At 60.9% G+C, this 23984-nt stretch carries 25 protein-coding genes; 12 read left to right on the top strand and 13 right to left on the bottom strand.

Going from position 1 to position 23984, the window contains the following annotated elements; genetic code table 11:
* Positions 1–2 precede the first annotated feature (2 nt).
* Positions 3–995, bottom strand: coding sequence for a GTP 3',8-cyclase MoaA (gene moaA / locus ACE3PP_RS00195; protein ID WP_374377345.1), 993 nt, complete (start codon positions 993–995; stop codon positions 3–5).
* Between the two features lie 292 nt (positions 996–1287).
* Here moaA and alaS point away from each other — a divergent pair, with 292 nt between their 5' ends.
* Both alaS and ACE3PP_RS00185 read left to right on the top strand, forming a co-directional pair.
* Complete coding sequence (gene alaS / locus ACE3PP_RS00190) at positions 1288–3960, top strand: alanine--tRNA ligase (protein WP_374377152.1); 2673 nt, start codon at positions 1288–1290, stop codon at positions 3958–3960.
* Between the two features lie 35 nt (positions 3961–3995).
* Positions 3996–4781, top strand: coding sequence for a PrsW family glutamic-type intramembrane protease (locus ACE3PP_RS00185; protein ID WP_374377151.1), 786 nt, complete (start codon positions 3996–3998; stop codon positions 4779–4781).
* On the opposite strand, the gene ACE3PP_RS00180 is transcribed toward ACE3PP_RS00185, so the two are convergent.
* Together ACE3PP_RS00180 and ACE3PP_RS00175 are read right to left on the bottom strand one after the other, a co-directional pair.
* Complete coding sequence (locus tag ACE3PP_RS00180; protein ID WP_374377150.1) at positions 4778–5284, bottom strand: Lrp/AsnC family transcriptional regulator; 507 nt, start codon at positions 5282–5284, stop codon at positions 4778–4780. The genes ACE3PP_RS00185 and ACE3PP_RS00180 overlap by 4 nt on opposite strands.
* Positions 5285–5391: 107 nt before the next feature.
* A complete protein-coding gene (locus tag ACE3PP_RS00175; RefSeq protein WP_374377149.1) occupies positions 5392–5778 on the bottom strand; it encodes an ArsR/SmtB family transcription factor in 387 nt (128 codons plus the stop codon).
* Positions 5779–6313: 535 nt separating this feature from the next.
* On the opposite strand from ACE3PP_RS00175, the gene ACE3PP_RS00170 reads away from it, so the two are divergent.
* Complete coding sequence (locus tag ACE3PP_RS00170; protein WP_374377148.1) at positions 6314–8617, top strand: autotransporter domain-containing protein; 2304 nt, start codon at positions 6314–6316, stop codon at positions 8615–8617.
* An 83-nt stretch (positions 8618–8700) separates the two neighbouring features.
* Here ACE3PP_RS00170 and ACE3PP_RS00165 read toward each other — a convergent pair whose 3' ends face one another.
* The 3 genes from ACE3PP_RS00165 to ACE3PP_RS00155 all read right to left on the bottom strand — a co-directional run bounded on the left by ACE3PP_RS00165 (position 8701) and on the right by ACE3PP_RS00155 (position 11205).
* Positions 8701–9240: a peptidylprolyl isomerase gene (locus ACE3PP_RS00165; RefSeq protein ID WP_374377147.1), complete on the bottom strand. Its 540-nt coding sequence runs from the start codon at positions 9238–9240 to the stop codon at positions 8701–8703.
* 5 nt (positions 9241–9245) lie between these two features.
* Complete coding sequence (locus ACE3PP_RS00160) at positions 9246–10460, bottom strand: NADP-dependent isocitrate dehydrogenase (RefSeq protein WP_374377146.1); 1215 nt, start codon at positions 10458–10460, stop codon at positions 9246–9248.
* Between the two features lie 160 nt (positions 10461–10620).
* On the bottom strand, positions 10621–11205 hold the full coding sequence (locus ACE3PP_RS00155) for a TIGR00730 family Rossman fold protein (protein ID WP_374377145.1): 585 nt from the start codon (positions 11203–11205) through the stop codon (positions 10621–10623).
* A gap of 278 nt (positions 11206–11483) precedes the next feature.
* Here ACE3PP_RS00155 and ACE3PP_RS00150 point away from each other — a divergent pair, with 278 nt between their 5' ends.
* The gene (locus ACE3PP_RS00150) at positions 11484–12572 is read left to right on the top strand and encodes a LysM peptidoglycan-binding domain-containing protein (RefSeq protein ID WP_374377144.1); all 1089 of its coding nucleotides are present in this window, start codon (positions 11484–11486) and stop codon (positions 12570–12572) included.
* A 9-nt stretch (positions 12573–12581) separates the two neighbouring features.
* Here the strand turns inward: ACE3PP_RS00150 and ACE3PP_RS00145 are convergent, their stop codons facing one another.
* Positions 12582–13052, bottom strand: coding sequence for a hypothetical protein (locus tag ACE3PP_RS00145; protein WP_374377143.1), 471 nt, complete (start codon positions 13050–13052; stop codon positions 12582–12584).
* 207 nt (positions 13053–13259) lie between these two features.
* Between ACE3PP_RS00145 and ACE3PP_RS00140 the strand changes: the two genes are divergently transcribed.
* From ACE3PP_RS00140 to ACE3PP_RS00130, 3 genes are read left to right on the top strand one after another with little or no spacing between them, the layout of a single operon-like run.
* On the top strand, positions 13260–13946 hold the full coding sequence (locus ACE3PP_RS00140; protein WP_374377142.1) for a phosphatidylserine decarboxylase: 687 nt from the start codon (positions 13260–13262) through the stop codon (positions 13944–13946).
* 25 nt (positions 13947–13971) lie between these two features.
* Complete coding sequence (pssA, locus tag ACE3PP_RS00135) at positions 13972–14763, top strand: CDP-diacylglycerol--serine O-phosphatidyltransferase (protein ID WP_374377141.1); 792 nt, start codon at positions 13972–13974, stop codon at positions 14761–14763.
* On the top strand, positions 14763–15362 hold the full coding sequence (locus ACE3PP_RS00130; protein WP_374377140.1) for a CDP-alcohol phosphatidyltransferase family protein: 600 nt from the start codon (positions 14763–14765) through the stop codon (positions 15360–15362). Before pssA ends, ACE3PP_RS00130 begins: the two co-directional genes overlap by 1 nt.
* A 2-nt stretch (positions 15363–15364) precedes the next feature.
* Here ACE3PP_RS00130 and ACE3PP_RS00125 read toward each other — a convergent pair whose 3' ends face one another.
* From ACE3PP_RS00125 to ACE3PP_RS00115, 3 genes are all read right to left on the bottom strand, one after another.
* Positions 15365–16087 (bottom strand): Crp/Fnr family transcriptional regulator, encoded by a 723-nt coding sequence (locus ACE3PP_RS00125; RefSeq protein WP_374377139.1) that lies wholly within the window; start codon positions 16085–16087, stop codon positions 15365–15367.
* Positions 16088–16168: 81 nt separating this feature from the next.
* Complete coding sequence (locus ACE3PP_RS00120) at positions 16169–16807, bottom strand: NrsF family protein (RefSeq protein ID WP_374377138.1); 639 nt, start codon at positions 16805–16807, stop codon at positions 16169–16171.
* Positions 16804–17352, bottom strand: coding sequence for a sigma-70 family RNA polymerase sigma factor (locus ACE3PP_RS00115; protein WP_374377137.1), 549 nt, complete (start codon positions 17350–17352; stop codon positions 16804–16806). Before ACE3PP_RS00115 ends, ACE3PP_RS00120 begins: the two co-directional genes overlap by 4 nt.
* A 103-nt stretch (positions 17353–17455) precedes the next feature.
* Here ACE3PP_RS00115 and ACE3PP_RS00110 point away from each other — a divergent pair, with 103 nt between their 5' ends.
* Genes ACE3PP_RS00110 through ACE3PP_RS00095 form a run of 4 tightly spaced genes read left to right on the top strand, consistent with a single transcriptional unit; the run spans position 17456 to position 19878 of the window.
* Positions 17456–17824, top strand: coding sequence for a DUF2282 domain-containing protein (locus tag ACE3PP_RS00110; protein WP_374377136.1), 369 nt, complete (start codon positions 17456–17458; stop codon positions 17822–17824).
* Between the two features lie 10 nt (positions 17825–17834).
* Positions 17835–18707 (top strand): DUF692 domain-containing protein, encoded by an 873-nt coding sequence (locus tag ACE3PP_RS00105; protein ID WP_374377135.1) that lies wholly within the window; start codon positions 17835–17837, stop codon positions 18705–18707.
* Positions 18691–19428 (top strand): putative DNA-binding domain-containing protein, encoded by a 738-nt coding sequence (locus ACE3PP_RS00100; RefSeq protein WP_374377134.1) that lies wholly within the window; start codon positions 18691–18693, stop codon positions 19426–19428. The genes ACE3PP_RS00105 and ACE3PP_RS00100 overlap by 17 nt, the downstream gene beginning before the upstream one ends.
* Positions 19429–19437: 9 nt before the next feature.
* Complete coding sequence (locus tag ACE3PP_RS00095; protein ID WP_374377133.1) at positions 19438–19878, top strand: DoxX family protein; 441 nt, start codon at positions 19438–19440, stop codon at positions 19876–19878.
* Here ACE3PP_RS00095 and ACE3PP_RS00090 read toward each other — a convergent pair.
* From ACE3PP_RS00090 to ACE3PP_RS00080, 3 genes are all read right to left on the bottom strand, one after another.
* Complete coding sequence (locus ACE3PP_RS00090; RefSeq protein ID WP_374377132.1) at positions 19863–21074, bottom strand: nitrate/nitrite transporter; 1212 nt, start codon at positions 21072–21074, stop codon at positions 19863–19865. The two genes, ACE3PP_RS00095 and ACE3PP_RS00090, sit on opposite strands and share 16 nt — an antisense overlap.
* An 8-nt stretch (positions 21075–21082) precedes the next feature.
* Positions 21083–21979 (bottom strand): DMT family transporter, encoded by an 897-nt coding sequence (locus ACE3PP_RS00085; protein WP_374377131.1) that lies wholly within the window; start codon positions 21977–21979, stop codon positions 21083–21085.
* A gap of 84 nt (positions 21980–22063) precedes the next feature.
* Positions 22064–22951 (bottom strand): LysR substrate-binding domain-containing protein, encoded by an 888-nt coding sequence (locus ACE3PP_RS00080; protein ID WP_374377130.1) that lies wholly within the window; start codon positions 22949–22951, stop codon positions 22064–22066.
* 97 nt (positions 22952–23048) lie between these two features.
* On the opposite strand from ACE3PP_RS00080, the gene ACE3PP_RS00075 reads away from it, so the two are divergent.
* On the top strand, positions 23049–23798 hold the full coding sequence (locus tag ACE3PP_RS00075) for a TSUP family transporter (protein ID WP_374377129.1): 750 nt from the start codon (positions 23049–23051) through the stop codon (positions 23796–23798).
* The last annotated feature ends 186 nt before the right edge of the window (positions 23799–23984 follow it).

Genomic DNA, 23984 nt, shown 5'->3' with positions numbered 1-23984 from the left:
TTTCAGCCGCCGGTAACGCTCATATGGCGTTCGACGGCCGGACCGCTATGGTCCCGGTCGATGATGAAATCGTGCCCCTTGGGCTTGCGGCGAATGGCTTCGCGAATGGCTGCAACCAGGGTTTCATCCGATTCACTCTGCCGCAAGGGCGCGCGCAGGTCCGCCGCATCATCCTGGCCCAGGCACATGTAGAGCGTGCCGGTGCAGGTCAGGCGCACGCGGTTACAGGCTTCGCAGAAGTTATGGGTGAGCGGCGTGATGAAGCCGACCCGCTGGCCCGTTTCGGCCAGCGTCACATAGCGGGCCGGTCCGCCACTGTAATGGTTGTTTTCAACCAAGGACCAGCGTTTGGCGAGATGCGTGCGCAGCAGGGAAATCGGATAGAATTGATCGACCCGGTTCTCGCCGCCGATATCGCCCATCGGCATCACTTCGATGAAGGTGAGGTCATGGCCGTTGTCGCCGCACCATTCGACCAGCCGATAGAATTCGTCGTCGTTGACGCCCTTCAGCGCGACCGTGTTCAGCTTCACCCGGATGCCGGCCGCCTTCGCCGCGGCGATGCCATCGAGCACCGGCTCAAGCTTGCCCCACCGGGTGATGCGGGTGAATTTGTCGGGGTCAAGCGAGTCCACGGAAACATTGACCCGCTTGACACCGCAATCGGCCAACTCCTGGGCATATTTGCCGAGCTGGCTACCGTTGGTGGTCAGGGTCAGCTCATCGAGCGCGCCGGTCTTGAGGTGCCGGGACAAATTCCGGATCAACTGCATGATGCCCTTGCGCACCAGGGGCTCGCCCCCGGTGAGGCGCAGTTTCTTCACCCCCAGGGTGACGAAGGCACTGCACAGCCGGTCGAGCTCCTCAAGGCTGAGGATCTCGGCCTTGGGCAGGAAGGTCATGTCCTCCGCCATGCAATAGACGCAGCGGAAATCACAACGGTCCGTGACCGAGACGCGCAAATAGCTGATGCGGCGGCCGAACGGGTCGACCATCGGCTGGCCGGGTGCCGGATGCGCAGTGGCTGGCGAAGGTGCATTCATGATGGTGGAATATAGGCAACGGAGCAGGAGATTTCCTCCATAAAACCGACGCGGTTTTCCCCGGCCGGGCCGGGGCTAGGCCGGGGCCAGGATGTTGTCATGGCTACCATGCGGAGCGGAACTGCGCAGAAGGTGGGGCAGGGGCCGTCAAATGCCTTGTTTCCCTTGGAAAAACTCTAAATAATCAAGTTTCGCGCCGCAAAAACGGCCATTTGGACCAGTTTTCGAGTTTCGGACCCTTAAGATGCAGACCGCCAACGACATTCGCCGTGTATTCCTCGACTATTTCCGCCGGGAAGGGCACGAAATCGTCGCGTCCTCCCCCCTGGTGCCGCGGAACGATCCCACCCTGATGTTCACGAACTCGGGCATGGTCCAGTTCAAGAACGTCTTCACGGGCCAGGAAAAACGCGACTATGTCCGAGCCTCGACGGCGCAGAAATGTGTCCGTGCCGGCGGTAAACACAACGATCTGGAAAATGTCGGCTACACGGCGCGGCACCATACTTTCTTTGAAATGCTGGGGAATTTCAGCTTCGGCGACTATTTCAAGGAACGCGCGATCGAGCTGGCCTGGAACCTGATCACCAAGGAATACGGTCTGCCGAAGGACAAGCTGTCCGTCACCGTCTATATCGACGATGACGAGGCCTTCAACCTGTGGAAGAAGATTGCGGGCCTTTCCGACGAGAAGATCATCCGCATTCCGACCTCCGACAATTTCTGGGCGATGGGCGATACCGGTCCCTGCGGTCCCTGCTCGGAAATCTTCTATGATCATGGTGAGGGCATTCCGGGCGGCCCTCCGGGCTCACCGGACGCGGACGGCGACCGCTTCATCGAAATCTGGAACCTCGTCTTCATGCAGTTCGAGCAGGTGACGAAGAGCGAGCGCGTGAACCTGCCGCGCCCGTCGATCGACACTGGCATGGGGCTTGAACGCCTGGCGGCGGTGCTGCAGGGCAAGCATGACAATTACGATATCGATCTGATGCGGACATTGATCGAGGCTTCGGCGCATGCCTCGAATACGGAGCCCGACGGATCGCACAATGTCAGCCACCGCGTCATTGCCGACCATCTGCGCTCCAGTGCCTTTCTCATCGCTGATGGCGTCATGCCATCCAACGAGGGGCGCGGCTACGTTCTGCGCCGCATCATGCGCCGCGCGATGCGGCATGCGCACCTGTTGGGTTGCAAGGATCCGCTGATCTTCAAACTGGTCCCGGCCCTGGTGGGCGAGATGGGCCAAGCCTATCCGGAACTGGGTCGGGCCGAGGCCGCCATTACCGAGACCTTGAAGCTCGAGGAAACGCGCTTCAAGCAGACGCTCGATACGGGTCTCAAGGAGCTCGAACAGGCGATCAGTTCAAAGAGCGGCCTGACCGGCGACGGCAAACTGTCCGGATCAGTTGCCTTCGCACTCTCTGACAGTCGTGGTTTCCCCCTCGATCTCACCCAGTCCATCCTGCGCGATCGCGGCATTGAGGTCGATGTCGACGGGTTCAATAGCGAGCTGGAAAAGCAGCGCGAGCGCAGCCGTGCTGCTTGGGCCGGTTCGGGTGAGGCGGCGACCGAGAAGATCTGGTTCGAGATCCGTCAACGCTTGGGCGCCACCGACTTCCTCGGCTACAGCACCGAAAAAGCCGAAGGTCAGGTCCTGACCATGGTCAAGGGTGGCCAGGAAGTGGGCGAAGCGAAGGTGGGCGACGAAATCCAATTGGTCGCAAACCAAACCCCCTTCTACGGCGAGTCTGGCGGCCAGATGGGCGATGGCGGCATTCTCACGACGGCCAACGGGGCCGAAGTGCAGGTGCTCGACACACAGAAAAAGCTCGGTGACCTGCATGTCCATGTCGGCAAGGTGACCAAGGGCACGGTGAAAGCGGGCGATGCGATCGAGATGAAGGTCGACCACGCGCGCCGTTCGGGCCTGCGCGCGCACCATTCAGCAACCCATCTGCTGCACGAAGCGCTGCGTCGCCGCCTCGGCATGCATGTGACGCAGAAGGGATCGCTGGTGGCGCCGGATCGGCTGCGCTTTGATTTCTCGCATACCAAATCTATGTCGGCCGAAGACATCGCCTGGGTCGAGCATGAGGTGAACCGCCGTATTCGTGCCAATGCCGATGTGGCGACGCGCCTCATGACGCCGGACGCTGCCATTGCAGCTGGTGCGATGGCTCTCTTTGGCGAAAAGTACGGTGAAGAAGTCCGCGTCGTCTCGATGGGTGGCCATGACGAACATGAGTCGAAAGAATTCTCGACCGAGCTGTGCGGCGGCACCCATGTTTACCGCACCGGTGACATCGGCTTCCTGAAGATCGTGTCGGAAGGCGCCGTTGGTGCTGGTTTGCGTCGCATCGAAGCCGTGACCGGCGCTGCAGCGGAGAAGTTCGTGGCCGAGCAGCAGCGGCAACTCGCAGAAGCTTCCGCCGCTATCAAGGCTCTGCCGCAGGAACTGCCGTCGCGCATCGTCAGCCTCCTGGAGGAGCGCCGCAAGCTGGAGCGCGAGCTGGCGGATGCCCGCAAGGCCATTGCGACCGGTGGCGCCGGCGGTGCTGCGGAAGTGACGGACGTGGGCGGCGTGAAGTTCTCGGCGCGCGTGCTTGACGGTGTTCCCGCCAAGGAACTGAAGAGTATGGCCGACGAGTTCAAGAAGAAGCTCGGCTCGGGTGTCGTAGCCCTGGTGGCGACGGCCGATGGGAAAGCGTCTATCGTCGTCGCCGTGACGGACGATTTGACCAGCCGCTTCAGTGCCGTGGAGTTGGTGAAGGCGGCGTCGGGTGCAATCGGCGGGCAGGGCGGCGGTGGCCGCCCGGATATGGCCCAGGCGGGTGGCCCCGATGGTGCCCGGGCGCCGGAGGCCCTAACCGCTATCGAGGCCTTGCTGCGCGACCGCGTCAAAGCGGCCTGAAGCAACGCAAGCTGGGCAAAGGCGGCGCAAATCAAATGGTAAACACCATCGCCGCCATTGCCATCGTTCTCGCGATCACGGCGGGCTGGGTGTTTGTCGTCCAGCGCCTATTGCCGGTTCGCATCAAGTGGCGCGTGGTGGGGCTTGCCTTGATTCTGGGGGCCCTATCGCCGGTCCCCTTGCTGCTGCTGTTTCACCTCAAGGAAAGATTGGCGTTGCCCCAGGACCCCGGTCTTGCTGATGCCTTTATGATCAGTTTCACCATGGCCGGATTTCCGGAAGAGTTGGTGAAGTGGGTTGCGGTGCTCGCTGCCATCTTCACCTTGCGCCACTTCTCGGTGTTCCATCAGCAGGTGGATCGCGCCACAGCCTTCCGCCTACCGGTTCTCTGCGGGCTTGCCTTCGCCGCAGTGGAGAATATCGGCTACAGCGTTAATTCTGCCGTGACCACGATGGTCAATTCGGAGATCGGCAATCCCCTCGTCGTGCCGTTGGTAAGGTCGCTTGCAGCCAGCTTCCTGCATGCCTCGCTCGGATGTTTGATGGGCATCTTCTTCGCCCGCGTGGCGACTACACCACGGTTCAATTGGCTGGCGGCTATCGGTGGATTTTTCGTTGCGGTCATAGGCCATACGGCCGTTGATTGGGGTCTCATCGTGCCGGTACTCACCATGCTGGATCGCGGTCAGGACCTCGAGCCCGCGGACATTGAGCAAATGGTGCCGCACTTCGTGCTGGCGGCGGTTGCGATCCCGATGGTTATCCTCGCGGCGATCGCCTGTGTGTTTGCCGTGCGTCGTCAGGTCAAGGCGGCCACTTAAAGCCGACGACGATCAGCAAGGTCCCGCTGTTTGCTGAGCAAGTGGCTCGTGTTGAGCAGATGGGTTTCCTTAACGGGAGCCAAGACAATAGTGGTTGCCGTGCGCGTGACGCCCGCGTACCCCTTCAACACCTTTGATATGAAGTGCTCGAGATGCGCCGTGGTTTGCACGCGGACCTTCAGCAGATAGTTCCAGTCACCGGCCAGATGATGGCACTCCATGACCTCGCCTTGCTTCTCCACACCGTCGAGAAACGCCCGAATATGCTCAGTCCTGTCGATCAGGACATAGACGAAGGCAAGCAGATTGAGGTCTAGAGCGGCCGGCGACGCCAACGCCGACCAGCCGACGATAACGCCATTGGCCACAAGGCGGCGGACGCGCTCGTGAACTGCTGAAACGGACAAGCCGACATGGCGACCGATTTCGGCGTGCGACCAATCTCCGTTGCGTTGGACGGCATCGATGATGGCGATGTCCTTGTCATTGAGCGGCGCTTTCATTCAATTCCTTTCGCGAAACGAAGAGTGGTTGCTCTCTGTCGCTTTGAAGGTCGGGCAGGTTTCACCCCTGACTGCAAAAATGCAGAAAAACCGATGCGGAAAGTGACTTACGGTTTGCATCTTTGATCCGCGCAGCATGCCTCGACCAGATAGCCGACCAACGCATGCATGGCCGGATAATTGGCTTGGCAGAATAACGTTGTTCCTTGGCGTTCCTGACGGATCAGGCCGGCTTCCATCAGGTGTTTGATATGGTGAGACAAAGTGGAAGCAGCTATATCGAGCTTTTCCTGAAGAACACCGCAGGGCAATCCGTCTCTGCCGGCGCGAACGAGTGCGCGGTAGAGCTTTAGCCGTATCGGATTGCCGAGAGATGCCAGCTGATGTGACGCTATTTCGATTTTCATCGAAATAGAATGCAAGTGATTGGTCAAGGCGGTCAATGCATATTTCACAAATTCTCGAAATAACATTTCATGCAGTTGACGATTCACGGCCGCATCCTCTGATAGCAAAGCCCGCCATTGCGACGATATGCGATTTATCGAGGAGTTGTGAGTCGTTCGCATAAAGTGCGCTGCCTTGAAACCGGCACCGGAAATTCATCGGAGTTCGACCAGCCAAACTCGGCCATCCAGGAAAAATTCCTGCACAATAATTTCCTGCGTCGGTTTTCATATTTTTGGAATTTACCCTCTATTTCGGCTGGTTAATTGATCTCCCCAACGTGCGGCGGGGACGGCTGCAGGAATATTGTCCAGTCGATCAGCTTCGCAATCGGGCGCGCCCGGTGCGGGCCAAGCTTGGGGGAGTGCAATGAATTCTTGGTCCGGAACTGCAAAAATACATCTATTAGGGGTTTTTCTAATCATATGCCTTTGGGCGCCAAATCAGGCACTTGCCGACTGCGTCGCGCAGAACGGCAGCGCCCTCAACAATTTGGCGACCAGTGAGAGTGTCAACTGCACGGGTTCAGCGACAACCCCGTTGGCGAATGCAGCTGCCGCTACGGACATTGTAGTCAAACTTGTGCCCGGTTCGGCTCTGACGACGACGGTTGATACGATCAGCCTTGGCGATGACAGCGTCGTGTCCATCGATGGCGCGACGTTGGGCTCGACGGGTGCCACATCGAAGGCACTCAGTCTCGGAAACCAAGGCTATGCCATCATCCTAAATTCCTCGCTGTCAGTTGCTGGCAACGCAGAGGTATTGAACTTCCTCGACGACAATATCGTCTTCATATCTGAATCGACTCTGCAGGGTTTGAGCCAGAACATCACCGGCGGCGATGGCAATACCCTAAGCATTGCCGGTTCGAAGATTATCACGACCCTGGCCGGTGCAGAGGCGATCCAGCTCGGCAACAATTCGTTCCTGAGCCTAAGTGACAGTTCAATCAGTCAACAGGGGAATGCGAGTGTTGCGATAAGTGTCGATGACAACACTTCTGTTGGGCTTCATAACACGGCAATCGAGATACAGGGCAACGGTGCGATCGGCATTAAGGCCGGGGCAGGCTATGTCCAATTGTTTGACTCGACGATCACGTTGGATGGTACCGGTGGAACCGGGATTCAGATCGGCAACAACGGCATTGTCAGTACCAATAACTCCAGCATAACGGCGGAGAGTGGGATTGTCGGCAACACTGGCGTCAATCAGGTGTCTATCGAGAAAACCAGTATCATTGCCACTGGGAAAAGCCTCTATTTGGACGCCGGAAATGACATTCTGTATCTTGCCGATGGGAGCAATCTCGCCAGTACATCCGGCGCGGATGCAGGCGCGGGCAATGATTGGCTGCGGCTGTTCGGATCGAATGCCGAAGACGAAGTTTTTATGAACTTCGAAAGCCTGACGATGGAGGGTGTGGACTGGGCTCTCTCCGGCGAGTCCGTCTTTCAGGACGGCGAAGTACAGAAGGGCCGGCTGCGCATCAACGGCAAGATCGAGGTGACGAACGGCTTGAATGTGGAGCCGAGCGGCATCATTGGTGGCAACGGTAATCTGACGGCTTCGACATTGTCTGTTTCCGGCGGCACAGCGCCCGGCAACAGCGTGGGAACGCTGATCGTCACCGGCAATTACCTACAGAATGGCGGCTTCTTCGAGGCCGAGTATGACCAGACAGGACTTGACCTGCTGGCTGTCACGGGAACGGCAACGCTGACTGGGAGCCCGACGCTGGTGGTGAAGCCGCTCTCCGGCGTCGGTGGTGCTGCGGGCACATTCCTGCTCGCCAATGGCGGCCTGACCGGGACGTTCGGCGAAATCGATTTCCAGGGGAACGGTGGCGCCACCGTTATCTACGATGCCAACAGCGCCAAGCTGATCGCGGCGCAACCCACCGGGCTGGTGGCTGAAGATGCGATGGTGCTGGGGCAGGGCGAGCGAGTCCTTTCCATGCTGGGCAGCGAACAACTGGCGCATCTCGGCAATCCGAAGCGGCAGCTCTGGGGCACGGGGCTCGGCCAGTTCGGTGAGCGGCAAGCGCAGAATGGGAATGCGGGTTACGACTATGAAACGAGCGGCGCGATGGTCGGCAGCGATCTCTATGCCGACGAGACGTGGCATCTGGGTCTCGGCGCCGGCTACAACGATACGTCGATCGATATCGAGAAACTGGCGGGTGACAGCGATCTCACAGGCGCAATCGGCCTCGCCTATGGCAGCTATGAGCATGGCCGCCTCTTTGTCCTCGGTCGCGTGATGGGTGGCTGGCAGGATATCGACGCGACACGCAGCATTGCCTCCGGAGGGCCGGTAACTCTGATCACGCTGCCGACCGTTCCGGCGACGATTGCGGCGAACGGTGCCAGCATCGACGAGGCGCAAGGTGACAGCGGGGCGTGGCTCTTCGGTTCGGGCCTCAGCTTCGGCGCCAACGTTCCCCTGAATGATGGCTGGAGCATCCAGCCGCGGGTCAATCTGGACTATGTGCGCCAGTGGCATGATGGCGTGCGGGAAAGCGGCGGGGGCGATGGTGGTATCGATGTCGATGGCTTCAGCACCGCGGCACTCACCGCTTCGGGCCAATTCCGCATCGGCCGCAACATGGATTTCGACGCGGTGATGTTCAAACCCTATGTCGATCTCGGGGTGGCGCAACGGATCGCCCTGGGGGACAGGCATGCCGACGCCGAGTTTCAGGAGACGGGCGACGATTTCGACGTCGCGCTCGACAACGAAGACCGCACGATGGCGCTCATCAATGTCGGTGCCATCGTCGACTTCAAGAACGGTGTCACAGCGGAACTTGGCTATGGCGGCCAGCTGACCGGCGACGGCGATCAGCACGGTGTCATGGCAACCATTCGCGCCAGCTGGTAGCCCCCGTCCCGGGCGTCGCAACTGGCACGAAAAAGGGCGCCGCGTCCCCAAGCGCGGCGCCCTTCCTCTGTCCGGATATCAGGTTACTGCGCGTCGGCGGCGACCTGAACCTTGGTGATGTGATCCGGCAGCAGGACCAAGCCGTTGTCGGCTTCGTCGCCCGGCTTGATGCGATCGACGAACTGCATGCCGTCAATCACGCGGCCCCAGATCGTGTACTTGCCGTCAAGGAACGGTGCCGGCGCAAAGCAGATGAAGAACTGGCTATCGGCGCTGTTGAGGGATTCCGCACGCGCCATCGAGACCGTTCCGCGCTCGTGCCGCAGGTTGCTGAACTCCGCCGGAATATTCGTGCCGGAGCCGCCAGTGCCGGTGCCGGTCGGATCGCCCATCTGCGCCATGAAGCCCGGAATGACACGGTGGATCGGCGTGCCGTCGAAGAAACCCTTGCGCGCGAGTTCCTTCATATGTGCCACGGTCTTGGGGGCGATTTGCGGCAGCATCTCGATAACCACGCGACCGTCCTTGAGGTCGATGTAGAGCGTGTTTTCAGGATCGAGTGCCAGAGCCGGGGCGCTGGCGCCCACGATGAACGCCAGAACCAGCAGGATACGCTTCAACATTTCGGTCAGCCCATCTTCTTCTTGAGGTTTTCATCAAGCTTGTCGAGGAACTGGGTCGTCGACAGCCACTTTTGATCCGGGCTGATGAGGAGGGCGAGATCCTTCGTCATGAAGCCACTTTCGACTGTGTCGACGCAGACCTTTTCCAGATCCTCGGCGAACTTCTGCACCTCGGGCGTACCGTCGAATTTGCCGCGGTACCAGAGGCCGCGGGTCCAGGCGTAAATCGATGCGATCGGGTTGGTCGAGGTTTCCTTGCCCTTCTGGTGCTCGCGGTAGTGGCGCGTCACCGTGCCGTGGGCGGCTTCCGCTTCGACCGTCTTGCCGTCGGGCGAGAGGAGGACTGAGGTCATGAGGCCGAGTGAGCCGAAGCCTTGCGCCACAGTGTCGGACTGCACGTCGCCGTCATAGTTCTTGCAGGCCCAGACGAAGGCACCCGACCATTTGAGGGCCGAGGCGACCATGTCGTCGATCAGGCGGTGATCGTAAGTGATGCCGGCCTTCGCGAACTGGTCCTTGAACTCCGCGTCGAAGACTTCCTGGAAAATGTCCTTGAAGCGGCCGTCATAGGCCTTGAGGATCGTGTTCTTGGTCGAGAGGTAAACCGGCCATTTCAGCGTCAGGCCATAGTTGAAGCAGGCGCGCGCAAAGCCGCGGATCGATTCATCGAGATTGTACATCGCCATGGCGACGCCACCGCCGGGAAACTGGAAGACTTCCTTCTCGATCGCCTTGCCGCCATCTTCCGGTTCGAACTTGATGGTGAGCTTGCCTTTGCCGGGCACGACGAAGTCGGTCGCGCGATATTGATCGCCGAAAGCGTGACGGCCGACGACGATCGGTTGCGTCCAGCCGGGCACCAGGCGCGGCACGTTCTTGCAGATGATCGGCTGGCGAAAGACCGTGCCGTCGAGAATGTTGCGGATGGTGCCGTTGGGCGACTTCCACATCTGCTTCAGGTTGAATTCTTTGACGCGCGCCTCGTCCGGCGTAATGGTCGCGCACTTGACGCCGACGCCGTGCTGCTTGATCGCCTTGGCGGCGTCGATGGTGATCTGGTCTTCGGTCTTGTCGCGCATCTCGACGCCGAGGTCATAGTATTTCAGGTCGATATCGAGATAGGGCAGGATCAGCTTGTTCTTGATGAACGACCAGATGATGCGGGTCATCTCGTCGCCATCAAGCTCGACGACCGGATTCTTGACCTTGATCTTGGGCATGAGGGCTTCGTCCTTCTGAAACGGGCGCCGCGTGGCGCCGGATGCGAAATCGCGCGCAGTCTAGTGGCTGGGTGGGGCGATTTGAAGAAATTTGGCGTCTCGACTTTAGTCGGGACGGGTTAAATTCCCAGAGTCCTTGTGTAAATAGCCGGGTCCGCTGTCAGATCCGGTCCGGAAAATCCGGTTCCTGGGTTTCGGCCGGTGCGGCGAGGAGGTCGAACAGCCGTCCGATTGAGTTCACCACAGAGAAATATTGCCGAACCGAGGGCTGTGCGAATCCGTCATCGACGATGCGGTCGATCATACCGACCAGATTATCCCAATAGCCGCCGGCATTGAGTACGATGATCGGCTTGTCGTGCATGCCGAGCTGCCGCCAGGTCACGACTTCAAAGAATTCCTCAAGCGTGCCGAGACCACCGGGCAGCACACAGAACGCATCGGAATGATCGAACATCATGCGCTTGCGGGTGTGCATGTTGTCGACGACCTTGAGCTCGGAAATCCCGCTGTGGCCGACCTCACGGTCCTGCAGATGCTGCGGAATGACGCCGAAAACGCGGCCGCCATGCGCCATGACGCCATCGGCGCAGGCACCCATGAGGCCGACGCGCCCGCCGCCATAGACCAAGCGGATGTTTCGGGTCGCAAGTTCGCGGCCCAGTTCGCGGGCGAGCGGGATGAAATCGGGATTAACGCCGCGGGACGAGCCGCAATAGACGCAAAGAGAAGTGATCGGACTCATGCCGATGGGGTGCTCCATTTGGTGGGAAAATGCATGCAGACGTTGCCGATGTCGCTGGCGGCAGGGCCGGAACGGCGGTCTGGAACGATAAAACAGCCCGGAAATTGGGCAGAGAAAAACCATATCATTGAAGCGAATTATGAACCCAGGACCGCGACAGTTCAATGACCGGATATCGATCGGCCTCAGGCATGACGATTGCGGGCGCTGAAACATGGGGTTAGCTTGGTACCAAGGGCCTGAGCAGCGGGCCAAGAAAGTGCAAACGGGGAAGTTCTATGTCGAGATTGGCCTTGATCGGGGTCACCGGGGCCGCTGTGGTTGTCGTTGCCGCGGGTCTGATTTACGCCATCGCCCAGCAGGAGGGCGACGATTCCGATGCGCCCGAGCCGGCACCGGTTGGCCAGCCGTCTGCGACGACCAGCCCAGGAGAAGGGACCGCCGGGGAGACGAGCGGACCGGTTGCGTCGACCGGCACCGCGGCCGAAGCCGGGAACACGGCGGCCGTTGCCCCGCCACCCACGCAGCCCAGCTTCGACGTCGTCCGGGTCAATCCCAATGGTGATGCGGTGATCGCCGGTCGGGCGGCACCAGGTGCCGCCATAACCTTGCTCGATGACGGTCAGACGATCGGTACCGCCAAGGCGGATGATCGCGGTGATTGGGTACTCCTCCCCAACAGTGCCGTGGCCCCTGGCGAGCATAAATTCACGCTGCAGGCACAGGTCGGAGGCGGTGCCATGCAATCCTCCGAACGGATGGTGATTGTCGTGGTGCCGGCGCCGGCCAAGGATATCGCCGGGAATGCCGTTTCAGCGCCGGCCGGCGCGCTTGCTGTTTCCGTTCCGCAGAAGGGTGACGGCCCCAGCGAGATACTCAATATGCCGAGTACTGGCGGCACGGCTGCAGCGCCGACCGGTCCAGTCAGCGAACCGACGCTCGATATTGTCGATTTCGAAAAAGACGGCCGCATGAGCCTGGCGGGCCGCGCGCCAGCCAACAGCAAGGTCCTGCTTTACCTCGACGACAAGCTCATCGGCAGCGCCGTTGTTGACGCCCAGGGGCGCTGGAGCTTCATCCCGCCAGACAAACTGAGCGTTGGCCGGCATGAGTTGCGCGTCGATCAAGTCGATGAGAGCGGCAAGGTCGTCGCGCGCATAGCGCAACCTCTGGAACAGCCCGATTTCGCCCAATTGACGCCCGACGGCACGCAAATCGTCGTTCAGCCCGGTAACTCGCTGTGGCGCCTGGCGCGGCGCACTTATGGCGACGGATTGCGCTTTTCCGTGATCTACGAAGCAAACAAGGAACGGGTACGTGATCCGGATCTCATTTATCCGGGCCAAGTGCTGACGCTGCCGAAATAGCAGAAGAACTCAGGCCTGTTCTTTGGGCTTGGGCCAAGTCGGCAGTATTTCCGCAAGGATCTGCAGGAAGGGTTTCACTTCCAAGATGACGCTGGTGGCTGCGGCGATGAGTTCCGCCGGGGTCGCTGGAATCGTGAAGGGGGCCTTGCCGACGCAGAGGATCGTTTTCTGCTTGCTGATGGCAAGTCGCGAATAGGCCAATTCCTGGCTTGCGGCGATGATAGCGACGACCGAGCGGCGCACCACAATGCCCTCAGCGGTATAGGGGAGGGGGGCAATCTCGCCCGAAATCTGGATAATCGGACCAGTCTGCACCTGCCGCGTCGACGCGGTGAAGGGCACGTCCATGAAGCTGAAGCCGAACTCGATCAGCTCGCCGCCACTGCCCAGTCGGACACGGCCATCTGCTTCGATGTGCATATGATCCACACCCGGCGGCAGCGTGCTGTTGGCCAGCATAGGTAGGATCTGAATGCTCACTCTGACGAATCCCTGTATTGCACTGCCGGTGATGCTAGGTCTTCTCGCTTAACGATCTGTAAAGGCCGCTGGGATTTGGTCAGAAAATTTGCCGGGCATGCGGCGGAAATGCCTCGTGACGCGGTGGACGATCTGTGGCAAATCAGCGTATTAGCCGAAACGGAGCCTTGGCACCTACTTCGGTCACGCGCCTTCAGAGGGACTGAATTGACCCCCAAATTCTTTAACCCAATCCACCGTGCCGGTTGGCCGTTTTTGGCGATTTTTGCTGCGGCCACGCTGCTGTTGTGGTGGCTATGGCAACCGCTTGGTTTTATTGGCGTTCTGCTCACGCTATGGTGTGCGTATTTCTTTCGCGACCCCGACAGGGTGACGCCGACCCGGGCCGGTCTCATCATCAGCCCCGCCGACGGTGTGGTGCAGATGATCCAGCCGGCCGTGCCGCCGGCCGAACTAGGGCTCGATCAACGTCCGCGGCTGCGCATCAGTGTCTTTATGGATGTGCTCAGCGTTCACATCAACCGCGCCCCGATCGACGCGGAAGTTGTCGCGGTCGCCTACCGCCCCGGCAAGTTCTTGAACGCGGCCCTCGACAAGGCATCCGACGAGAACGAGCGCAGTTCAATGCACTTGCGGACAGCCGATGGGCACGACATATGCGTAGTACAGATAGCCGGCCTCGTGGCGCGGCGTATTCTGTCCTGGACGCAGGCCGGTCAGCGGCTGCGCGCCGGTGAGCGTTACGGTATGATCCGCTTCGGCAGTCGTGTGGACGTATATCTGCCGGACGGGGTGCAGCCGATGGTGGCCGTTGGGCAGTTAGCGGTTGCTGGCGAGACGGTCCTCGCCGACTTCCGCTCGGAAGAGGCGGCTCGCCTCGGCGAGATGCGCTGATATCGCAATTGGCAAGGAGATTGTCATGATCAGACACCGTCGCCTGCGCGATCATTCGATCAATCGTCTGATCCCAAACATGCTGACGATCTTTGCATTGTGTTCTGGTCTCACGGGCATTCGCTTCGCGCTCGCAGAGCGGTGGGAGCTTGCGGTCCTCGCCATTCTGATCGCCGCAATTTTCGATGCGCTCGATGGGCGGATTGCCCGGCTCCTTGATTCTTCCAGCAAGTTCGGGGCGGAGCTGGATTCGCTCAGCGACTTTGTCAGCTTCGGCGTCGCGCCGGCGATGATCATGTTCCTGTGGAGCACGCAGGAGGTGAAGGGGCTCGGCTGGGCCTTGACGTTGGCTTTCAGCGCCTGCATGGCGCTGCGCTTGGCCCGTTTCAATACAAAGCTCGACAATGCCGACCTCCCCGCCTGGACCAGCCGCTTCTTCACCGGCGTGCCGGCACCAGCGGGTGCTGGCCTCGTTCTGATGCCGCTTATTGCTTGGCTCGAATTCAACGCGGACTTTCTGCGCGCGCCGACCTTCGTCGGGATTTTTCTTGTGATTGTCGCTGGGCTTCTGGTCAGCCGCCTGCCGACCTTCTCCTTCAAGCGCGTGCGTGTGACCCAGGCTTGGGTCTTGCCGACGATGATTGGGGTTGTCGCCTATGCTTCGCTCATCGTGAGCGTGCCTTGGGCGACACTGTTCTTCACGCTGCTCCTCTACCTTTGCACCTTGCCATTCGCCTTTCGCACACACCGTCGCCTGCAAATGCAGCGTCCGGCATCTGAACCCGTCGGGGCTGGCGTGGACGCGGATCACGACTGATGTTCGATCGCGCCCTGCGTCGGCGCATCGACCCTTTCCTGGAACTGATAGCAGCCCGCGCCCAGCGGATGGGGCTCGCAGCCGATCATGTTACCTGGGGCGGATTTATCGTCGGTCTAGGGGCCATGCTGGCCGTTGCGCTCGACATGCGAAATGCCGCGCTGTTGCTGCTCTTCGCCAATCGGCTTTGCGACGGAATTGACGGGGCGTTGGCGCGGCGATCATCGCCGACGGCGCGTGGTGCCTATCTCGATATCGTGCTCGATTTTCTCTTCTATGCCGGCTTTGTCTTTGTGTTCGCGGTGGCACAACCCACCAATGCCTTGGCCGCCGCCTTTCTGATCTTCAGTTTTGTCGGGACCGGGACCAGTTTTCTGGCATTCGCCATCGTCGCTGCGCAAAAGCAGTTGCCGGCAGAAGATGCGAAGAAGGGCTTCGCCCATCTGGGCGGTCTCACCGAGGGGGCAGAGACGATATTGCTCTTTAGTGCGATGCTGGTCTGGCCGCAGGCCTTTGCCACGCTCGCCTGGACGTTCGGGATTTTGTGCTGGTTGACGACAGCACAGCGCATTTCTTCAACGCTGCGGGTGTTGCGCTGACCCTATTTGTGGGCGTGATGTGCCTGCAGGGTCTGGACAAGTTCTTCGAGTTTGGCCTTGTCCATCAGATAGAGATTGCGCCCTTTGCGCTTCAGCAAGCCGCTGGGATAGAGCTGACTCACGGCCCGGTTCACGGTTTCGCGTGTCGTGCTGGTGATCCCGGCAATCTCGTGCATTGGCGGCAGCGGTCGAACGACCCAAAGGCCCGGTACGGCCGGTTCCGGCTGGGCCATGCGCAACAGTTCGGCATAGACGCGCTGGGCGGCCTGAAGCGTTGACAGTTCCATGATGCGCAAACCGCTCTGGCGCACCAATCGCGCCATGCGCTGCAGCAGACGGAACGAAACCATCGCGTTGCTCCTGACCAGGTCCATGAAGACCTCAGGCGGCATGATGCAAAGCTCGGACTTCTCGATCGCCGTCACGCTGGCCGAACGTGGCTGGTCGTCGATAGCGGCCAGTTCACCAAAGGATTCGCCGGGCTTGATGGTCGCGAGGGTGACTTCCTTGCCCGACGGGGAGAAGGTCACGACGGCGACCGACCCCTTCAGGACGAAGAACACGTCCTTGGACGTAGCACCCTTGTCCAGAATCGTCTGGCCTTTGTCGCAACTGCGCCAACGGCAACGGCTTTCCAGGTTCTTCAGGTCCGCTTCCGGGGTCCCTTCGAACAAGGCAAAGGCGCGCAGCGTTCTTTCGGTGGATTGTGTCTGAGTCGTTCCCATGCGGCGCAGCATAGTCGAAAGGTTCGGCGGCGCCAACCCGGCGAAAGGCTGGAACCCAACGGGAACGGGAGGTGGGCTGCCCTACCAGCGCAAAATCTGTCGACCGGCGACCGCGCCAACCGTCGTGACGATGGCAATCGCACCGACGTACCAGATGGCGACATAGAAGGGCGAATCATTGTTGCAATGGAAGCAGTAGACGAAAGCGCCAAGGCCACCTGCGGCGAATCCGGCAACAGCTCCGGCCAAAGCCGGATTTTGTGGCGCGCCCCGGCGCAGAACCAACAGCAGCGCAACCAAAGGCGCAGTGGAAATGAGCGGAACCAAGCCGAGGCAGTAAAGGGCCTTTTCGCCAACCGCATATCTCCACCATTCGTCCCTCGGCAGAGTGGAAACCTCAGCCAGCAAGGCGATGAAAAGAGGTGCCAAGGCAAAGAGCAGCCACAATGGCGCCTGCCGGGTCGAGATCTCCGGGCGGGCAATGCGCAGCAAGAAAGTCAGGCCGACGAGCGCAATAACCGCAGAGAAAGTCAGTTTGGAGAAATAGTGCCACTCCTTGATCGCTGCGGGGAAGTCCGGCCTGACATCAAGGGCGTACGTGAAAATGATGATTGCGGCGACAAGGCCAATCGGCAGGATAGCCAGCAAGGCACGCTGCGGTGGCTGCTGCGGTTGCGACTGATCGGCAACCAGGCTGGCGATGAGATCCTCGGTCTTCACAGCGCGCCCTTTCTAGCCGCCTTTGCCAATGCCGTAAGCCCGCGATGAAGTGCGACACGGACGGCACCTTCACTCAACATCAATTGCCTGGCGGCTTCAGAAGGTGAAAGCCCTTCGATCGAGATAGCCCGAACAACCCGGGACTGGCCGGGAGGCAAGGTTGCCAAATGCCGGTCAATCGCATCGGTCGAAAGGTTGTCCTCTTGCTCCGGCGCGGCCAAGGTTTCAATGACGTCCTCAACCGGCACCATGATACGCCGGCCGCGCCGACGCAGATTGTCGATCAGCTTGTGCCGTGTGACGGCCCGCAACCAAGGGAGGATGGGGCGTCCGGGATCCCAACTCGCTCTCTTCAGGTGAATGGCCAACAAAGTTTCCTGCACAATATCCTCGGCATCGGCGGTGCCATAACCTTGGCGCGTAAGTTCGTGGCGTACCCAACGGCGCAATAGGTCAGCCAGCATCGACAGCAGGCGATGGTATGCCGCTGCGTCCTCGGCCGAAGCCGCCCGCATCAGACTGGCTAATTCCTCTTCCAACTTCACGCCACCTACGTTCCGTTTACGCGCCACAGCCTAGGTTGTTACATCCCCTAAACTGAAGAAATTTCTGTTTGTACTGCGTAACACCAAATCAGGCCGCCCCGAAATGCTCAATGTCGGGTCATTTCGGCCCGCCAACGCAGCATCGGGCCGATCCGGCTCGTCAATCAAGGAGGAATTGCAAATGGATCGTCGTACAGCCGGACTCGCGATTGCGGGCTCTCTCCTCACCGCGCTTGCCCTGGCCAATGTGCCGGCGCAGGCAGACGACGCCAAGGAAAAGTGCTTTGGCATTTCCATGGCCGGGCAAAACGACTGTGCCTCAACGGGGAACAATTCCTGCGCCGGTCAATCCAAGATGGATTATGACAAAGGCGCCTGGAAGCTCGTGCCGAAGGGCAGTTGCGAAACGACCATGATCAAGCTGCCGGACGGCTCGGATCGGGCCGGTTCGCTGATGCCGATCAAGTCCTAACGACGCCCGGGTGACTCCCATCCGTCATACGCGGTTCCCGATCCCGGCTTCGGCCGGGGTCGGTTGGCGCGCGGCGCATTATGAGGCGCTGCTGGCCGCCGAAAATGCACCGGCGTGGATCGAGGTGCATCCCGAGAATTTCATGGGGGCGGGCGGTCCTTCCCATCGGTTTCTAGAGGCAGCGCGAGCTCGGTGTCCCATCTCCTTCCACGGCGTCGGCCTCTCATTGGGGGGCGTTGACCGACCGAGCGCGACACACCTCCAGCGTTTGAAGGAATTGGCTGACCGATACGAACCCGCTTCTTTTTCCGAGCATCTCGCTTGGTCAAATCATGAGGGCCACTATCTCAATGATCTACTGCCGGTTCCCTACACAACTGAATCACTGATTCGATTTGCAGGCCATGTGAGCGAAGTTCAGGACGTTTTGAAACGGCGCATTCTGATAGAAAATCCGTCCCTCTATCTTGGCTTTACAAACTCTCAGCTGACGGAACCTCAGTTTCTATCTGAGCTTGTTGCGCGAACGGGTTGCGGGTTGCTGCTCGACGTCAATAACGTCCATGTCTCTGCGCACAATTGCGGCTATGACGCGTCCGCTTATCTTGAAGCCTTTCCGCTTGGGCAAATCGGCGAAATCCATCTCGCCGGACATGCATGCGAACTGGACGAAATGGGCGCCCCGGTCCTTATCGATACCCACGGTAGCCACGTCACTGCCGACGTTTGGCAACTGTTTGCCTCTGTTATTGAAAGGACGGGGCCGGTCCCAACCCTCATCGAGTGGGATCAGGATATCCCCTCGTTGGCGGAACTTGTGGCCGAGGCGGCGAGAGCCCAAGACATTATCAATAGAAGTGTCGCCCATGCCGCAGCCGAATGACATGCATCACGCTTTTGCCGCAGCATTGTGGGGCCGATCTGCGCCGCCGCCTGCGATCAATCCGCAGCACCGATTGTCGATCTATCGCAACAATGTTCATGCCAGTCTGATTGGTGTCCTGCGAGCCAGGTTTCCGGTCGTCCTGCGGTTGGTTGGGGACGAATGTTTCTCTGCTTGTGCGCAGCGTTTCATCGTTGCCAATCCTCCCATGTCGCCGGTCTTGCTGGAGTATGGCGGAGCCTTCCCGGATTTTCTGGGGGTGCAGGACGAACTGCAGTCGCTTTTCTATCTGCGGGACGTCGCCCGCCTGGAGTGGGCGATGCACAATGCGCTCTATGCTGCAGATGCTGACTATCTCAATCCAGCTGCGCTTGCGGCTTTGCCGCCGGATGAGTTGCCGGGTGTCATCTTGGCGCCTCATCCCAGTCTGTGCCTCGTAAGGTCCCCGTATCCGGTAGACACTATCTGGCGGACCAATCGATTCGACGCGGAAACTCAATTTGTCGCGGCCGATTCATCTGGCGAAAGCGTGCTGATTGTACGCTCTGGCATGTCGGTTACAGCGACCATTATTCCGCCCGACCAAATCGAATGCGTATGGGCGATTTTGAGTGGCCGATCATTGGGTGAGGCGGCTGAGACCGGCGCTGACCTTTCCGCGGTACTAGCCGTTCTCTTTCGCGCCGGCGCGCTGTCGTCCTTTCACCGCAATCCCAATTGAGGCCCGGATATGAGGCTATTGGTTGAGAAGCTGAATGCTCAGTTGGGGCTCATTCCCGGCGACCTCATAGCCTTGCTGGCGCGGATCGGGATTGGTGTCATTTTTCTGCGCTCCGGCTTGCTGAAGCTCGAAGGCTGGGACAATGGCATCACGCTGGCGCTGTTTCAGTACGAATACCAACTGCCGCTGATTCCACCGGCACTTGCCGCTCTCCTTGCCATGTCGATGGAATTGTCACTGCCGTTCTTGTTGTTTGCCGGCCTTGCCACACGGGCAGCAGCTCTGGCCCTGCTTGGTATGACGACGGTCATCGAAATCTTCGTCTACCCGGCGGCATTCGACACCCATGCCGTATGGGCCGTGTCCTTGCTCTTCTTGCTCAAGAACGGTGCGGGGATATGGTCGGTCGACTATCTGATAACGCGGCGCCGGGCTCAGCGCTTCGCGTAAGTTCCGGCCGCGTACCAGGTGAAGGCGACGATCTGCAGGACGAGAAGGCTGCCCAGTGCCAGCGCATAGGCTTCACCCATAGGCATTCCTTGCAGGCGGACGAGGTGATCGAGCATCCAGCCGATCGAGGATTGAAAGAGTGCCGAGGCGAGGAAGAGCAGCAGATTGGCAGCCGATTGCGCGCGTCCCGCCAGTCGCCGGCCGAAATGGGCGCCGAGGGTAGCGTATCCCAGATTGGCTGCCTGGCCGGTGAAGCCGTAGAGGATCCAGATCATCGGCAGCGGTAGCGGCAAGGCGAAGATCATCGCGATCTGGGCGAGCGCGTAGAGAAGAAAGGCCGCACCGACGATCACCTTCAGTCCGATGCCGCGCCGCTGGGCCCGGTCGGCGATGAAGCCGGTCGAGAGCGAACCGATGGCGAAAGCAAGACCCAGGATCATGAGCTGCTGTCCGGCTGCATGCCGGTCGAGGCCGGCTACATCGTTCATCCAGCGCGTCGCCCAGAGCGTCTGCACGGCGATGAAGGTTCCGGAAATCGCCGCAACCATGGGCGCCACGCGCCAAAAAGTGTGGTCACGGAAGATGTCGGCATAGCCGCTGATCTGCGTCTTCAGCGCGATGCGGTGATGATCGTCGTCGCGGCGCGGAACCAGCAGATAGATCGCAACCGCAATCGCCAGCGTGAACAGGACAAGGCCGCCGAACAAGGCGCGCCAACCCACCAGATCGGCGGCGATGTTGGCAGGGTAAGTACCGGCGAGGAAGCCGAGCCCCCCGAACGTCACCACGGCCGAGTTGCCGAGCGCCAGGCGCTCCGGCGCCAGCCACATGGCATTGGCTTTGAAGGCGGACATGAGGCAGCCGCTGAGGCCGAGCCCGATCAGCAATCTGGCGCCGGCAAGGCTTGCGGCATCGGTGCCAAGTGCAAAGAGGCCGGCGCCAATGGCCGCCACCATCAGGAGCCCAGTCTGCACCAGGCGTGGTCCGAAGCGGTCGAGCAACAGGCCCAGCGGCAATTGGAAGAGCACGAAGCCATAGAGGTACATCGACGTCATCAGGCCGAGATCGGTGTTGCTCAGCGACAATTCGGCAATGAGGTCGTCGGAGATGGCGGCGTTCACGACCCGGAAGAGGTAGGAGGTGAAATAGCCGGCCGCGAACGGCGCCAGCGCACGCAGGACGAGTTTGCCGGTCATATCGGTCTTCACGCGACGTTGAGCGGCTGGCGCTGCGCGCGGCGCTGGTCGTAGAGCGTGTTGGCGGCAACGGCACCGACTACCAGGACGCCGCCATAGAGGGCGTAGATGCCAGGATTCTCGTCGAGGAAGATATAGACCCAGAGCGCGCCGAGCACGGTTTCGACGAGCGAGATCAGCGCTGCTTCAGCCGCCGGGATGAGCCGCGCGCCGGTGGTGAAGAAGATGAGGCCGATCGCGAGCTGCACCGCGCCGAAAAGGAAGAGGTAGAAGAAATCGCTGCCGCTGATGCTGAAGCTGCTGCTGCCGGCCAGGGCAAAGCCGATGACACCCATGATCGCTGTGCCGAGGCAGGTGGCGGGCGTCATGCGGACATGGGCATAGCGCCGCGTCAACACCGTCGCCACGGCAAAGCTCACCGCGATGACAGCAGAGAGCGACATGCCGATCCAATCGGCATGGCCTTCGGCCTTCGCGACCATCAGCAGGATGCCGCCCAGGGCGACCAGCATCGCAGCAATGCGCGGCAGGCCCAGCTTCTCGCGCATCCAGATCCAGGCAAGAAGCCCGGCGATCAGCGGGGCGGTCGATTGCACCACCAGGATCAGCGCCACCGTGGCGTGCTGCAGGGCGATGACGAAGGAGATCGAGGCGGCGGCGAAGCAGATGCCGACGCCGATCCCACCCGGTCCCATGTTGCGGAAATGCGCCCAGGCCCCGCGCCCGTCGCGGATGAGCAGGAAGATCAGCAGCGCCACCGCGGCGATGGCGCCGCGCCAGCCGACCGTGACCCAGGCATCGAGGTGGATCTGGCGCGCGATGAGCCCGCCGAGGCTCCAGCAGATGGCCGCGGCTGCGACCAGCAGCGTGCCCTTGGTGTGCTGGCTAGCAGCGTGCTCGGTCATGGTCTTCGTTTCCCCCGGATTTTGCCGCAGAATAGTGGCCGCGTGCGCCGGGGCAAGGGCCGGCCGCCTCATGGCTGTTATGCGCTAGCGATCGCGGGCAGCGCTGCTCCGCGCTTCGCCGAGCAGCCAGTCGCGGAAGGCGGCGAACGGGGCGTCCCGCGCCACCTCGGCACGGTAGATGAGGTGCCAGGCGCGGCCCGGATCCGACAAGGCGAGATCGAACAGGCGCACCAGGCGGCCGGCGGCGAGATCGTCCTCGACATAAGGTGCCCGCACCAGGGCGACACCGAGCCCGTCGAGCGCCGCCTGGATCGCAAAAGTCGAATAATCGAACGAGAGGCGACGGCGGAAACGCGCCGGGTCGAGGCCGCTCATCCCCAGCCAGCGCGGCCATTCGTTGGGCGAATGCGCCACTTCAAGCAAGGTCTGGTGCTGCAGGTCGGAAAGTTTGCGGATCGTCTGGGCGAGGCCAGGCGCCGCCACGGGGAAGAGGGCGGCGCTGAAGAGCGGTTCGGCGAGAAGGCCGGGAAGGGGTGCGGAACTCAGGCGGATGGTGGCGTCCCAATCGGGTCGCAGGGTCACCGTATCGTCGATCGCGGTAACGAGCCGCACCTCGATCCCCGGATGCTGGCGCTGGAAATGCTGCAATCGTGGGATGAGCCAGCGCATGGCAAAGGTTGGGCCGACGGCGACCGAGAGGCCGGGGAGGGTGGTCCGGCGCACACTGTCCACCGCCGCTTCCAAACGCCGGAAGGCATCGTCCAGCAGGGGAGCGAGGCTGCGGCCGGCCGGTGTCGGCACCAGCGAATTGGCGTGCCGTTCGAACAGAACCTGCCCGATCTGTCCCTCGACCAGTTTCACCAGCCGGCTGATTGCCGTCTGGGTGACATTGAGTTCCTCTGCCGCCGCCACGAAACTGCCCAAGCGCAAGGCAGCCTCGACGGCCTTCAAGCCTTTGAGGGAGGGGGTCATCGCATACATAGCCCAATATAAAGTTGGCCTAGTCTGGCATATCCGATCTGGCGCGGAAAGTGCGCCGGCGTCATAGAAAACGGCGGAAGGGGTCCCGATGAGCTTTGCCGTCACCTTGCTCGCCACCGTGCTCGCCGTGCTCGGAACGTCGTTCCTGTCCGGCATTTTCGGCATGCTGGGCGGGCTCATCCTGCTGGGGCTGCTGCTGCTCGTCCTGCCGGTTCCGGCGGCGATGAGCCTTCACGCCGTGACGCAGATGACCTCGAATGGCTGGCGGGCCCTGCTGTGGCACCGGCTCATCCTCTGGCGCGTCATGCCGGGCTATATCCTGGGCTCGTCGGCGGCCTTTGCGATCTTCACCTGGGTCAGCTTTCAGCCGCCGACGGCCTGGGTCTATATCGGCATGGGGCTGGTGCCGATGATTGCGGTCCTGGTGCCGGCCCATGTCGCCCCCGACATCCGCCGACCCTATGCTTCGACCATCCTCGGCTTCCTGGTGATGAGCATCCAGCTTGTCTCCGGCGTCGCCGGCGTGCTGGTCGACATCTTCTTCTTCCGCACCGATCTCGACCGTCGCCAGATCGTCGCCACCAAGGCCTTCTCGCAACTGATCGGGCATATCTTCCGGCTGGGCTATTTCACGCTGATTGCGACCCACGCCGAAATCGATGCCGAGGTACCCCTTTGGGTCTTCGGCGTTTCCATCGTCACGGCGATCGCGGGGGCGAGCCTAGCGCGCCTCGTTCTCGACCGGCTCACCAACCGCGCCTTCCTGATGTGGACGCGTGGGCTCGGTGTCCTGGTTGGTGCGATCTACCTGGTGCGCGGCCTGTACCTGCTCATCTGAATTTCACCTAAGTTGCGGTGACATTTTGACAATTGCCCCTTATCCTCGACCCCACTGATTCGACTGTCGCGTAGGTGTGATCATGGTGCGGGCTAACGAGCGGATGCGGTCCTCGTGGCGGGGCGGGCGGGCGATTTCCGCGGCCATGCTCACAGCCTATCTCGCCGGCTGCGCCGCGCCGACCGC

The sequence above is a fragment of the Dongia sp. genome (assembly GCF_041910485.1).
GTDB lineage: Bacteria > Pseudomonadota > Alphaproteobacteria > Dongiales > Dongiaceae > Dongia.
The sequence above is the reverse complement of the archived record's forward strand: the minus strand, read 5'-3'. Positions and strand labels throughout refer to the sequence as shown.

What these genes read in the sequence shown, in the direction of transcription:
- ACE3PP_RS00075 (WP_374377129.1), top strand. Translation starts at nt 23,049, where the DNA reads ATGAGCTTTGCCGTCACCTTGCTCGCCACCGTGCTCGCCGTGCTCGGA.
- ACE3PP_RS00160 (WP_374377146.1), bottom strand. Translation starts at nt 10,460, where the DNA reads ATGCCCAAGATCAAGGTCAAGAATCCGGTCGTCGAGCTTGATGGCGAC.
- alaS (WP_374377152.1), top strand. Translation starts at nt 1,288, where the DNA reads ATGCAGACCGCCAACGACATTCGCCGTGTATTCCTCGACTATTTCCGC.
- ACE3PP_RS00130 (WP_374377140.1), top strand. Translation starts at nt 14,763, where the DNA reads ATGTTCGATCGCGCCCTGCGTCGGCGCATCGACCCTTTCCTGGAACTG.
- ACE3PP_RS00180 (WP_374377150.1), bottom strand. Translation starts at nt 5,284, where the DNA reads ATGAAAGCGCCGCTCAATGACAAGGACATCGCCATCATCGATGCCGTC.
- ACE3PP_RS00080 (WP_374377130.1), bottom strand. Translation starts at nt 22,951, where the DNA reads ATGACCCCCTCCCTCAAAGGCTTGAAGGCCGTCGAGGCTGCCTTGCGC.
- ACE3PP_RS00150 (WP_374377144.1), top strand. Translation starts at nt 11,484, where the DNA reads ATGTCGAGATTGGCCTTGATCGGGGTCACCGGGGCCGCTGTGGTTGTC.
- pssA (WP_374377141.1), top strand. Translation starts at nt 13,972, where the DNA reads ATGATCAGACACCGTCGCCTGCGCGATCATTCGATCAATCGTCTGATC.
- ACE3PP_RS00125 (WP_374377139.1), bottom strand. Translation starts at nt 16,087, where the DNA reads ATGGGAACGACTCAGACACAATCCACCGAAAGAACGCTGCGCGCCTTT.
- ACE3PP_RS00165 (WP_374377147.1), bottom strand. Translation starts at nt 9,240, where the DNA reads ATGTTGAAGCGTATCCTGCTGGTTCTGGCGTTCATCGTGGGCGCCAGC.
- ACE3PP_RS00185 (WP_374377151.1), top strand. Translation starts at nt 3,996, where the DNA reads ATGGTAAACACCATCGCCGCCATTGCCATCGTTCTCGCGATCACGGCG.
- ACE3PP_RS00110 (WP_374377136.1), top strand. Translation starts at nt 17,456, where the DNA reads ATGCTCAATGTCGGGTCATTTCGGCCCGCCAACGCAGCATCGGGCCGA.
- ACE3PP_RS00085 (WP_374377131.1), bottom strand. Translation starts at nt 21,979, where the DNA reads ATGACCGAGCACGCTGCTAGCCAGCACACCAAGGGCACGCTGCTGGTC.
- ACE3PP_RS00090 (WP_374377132.1), bottom strand. Translation starts at nt 21,074, where the DNA reads ATGACCGGCAAACTCGTCCTGCGTGCGCTGGCGCCGTTCGCGGCCGGC.
- ACE3PP_RS00095 (WP_374377133.1), top strand. Translation starts at nt 19,438, where the DNA reads ATGAGGCTATTGGTTGAGAAGCTGAATGCTCAGTTGGGGCTCATTCCC.
- ACE3PP_RS00100 (WP_374377134.1), top strand. Translation starts at nt 18,691, where the DNA reads ATGCCGCAGCCGAATGACATGCATCACGCTTTTGCCGCAGCATTGTGG.
- moaA (WP_374377345.1), bottom strand. Translation starts at nt 995, where the DNA reads ATGGTCGACCCGTTCGGCCGCCGCATCAGCTATTTGCGCGTCTCGGTC.
- ACE3PP_RS00155 (WP_374377145.1), bottom strand. Translation starts at nt 11,205, where the DNA reads ATGAGTCCGATCACTTCTCTTTGCGTCTATTGCGGCTCGTCCCGCGGC.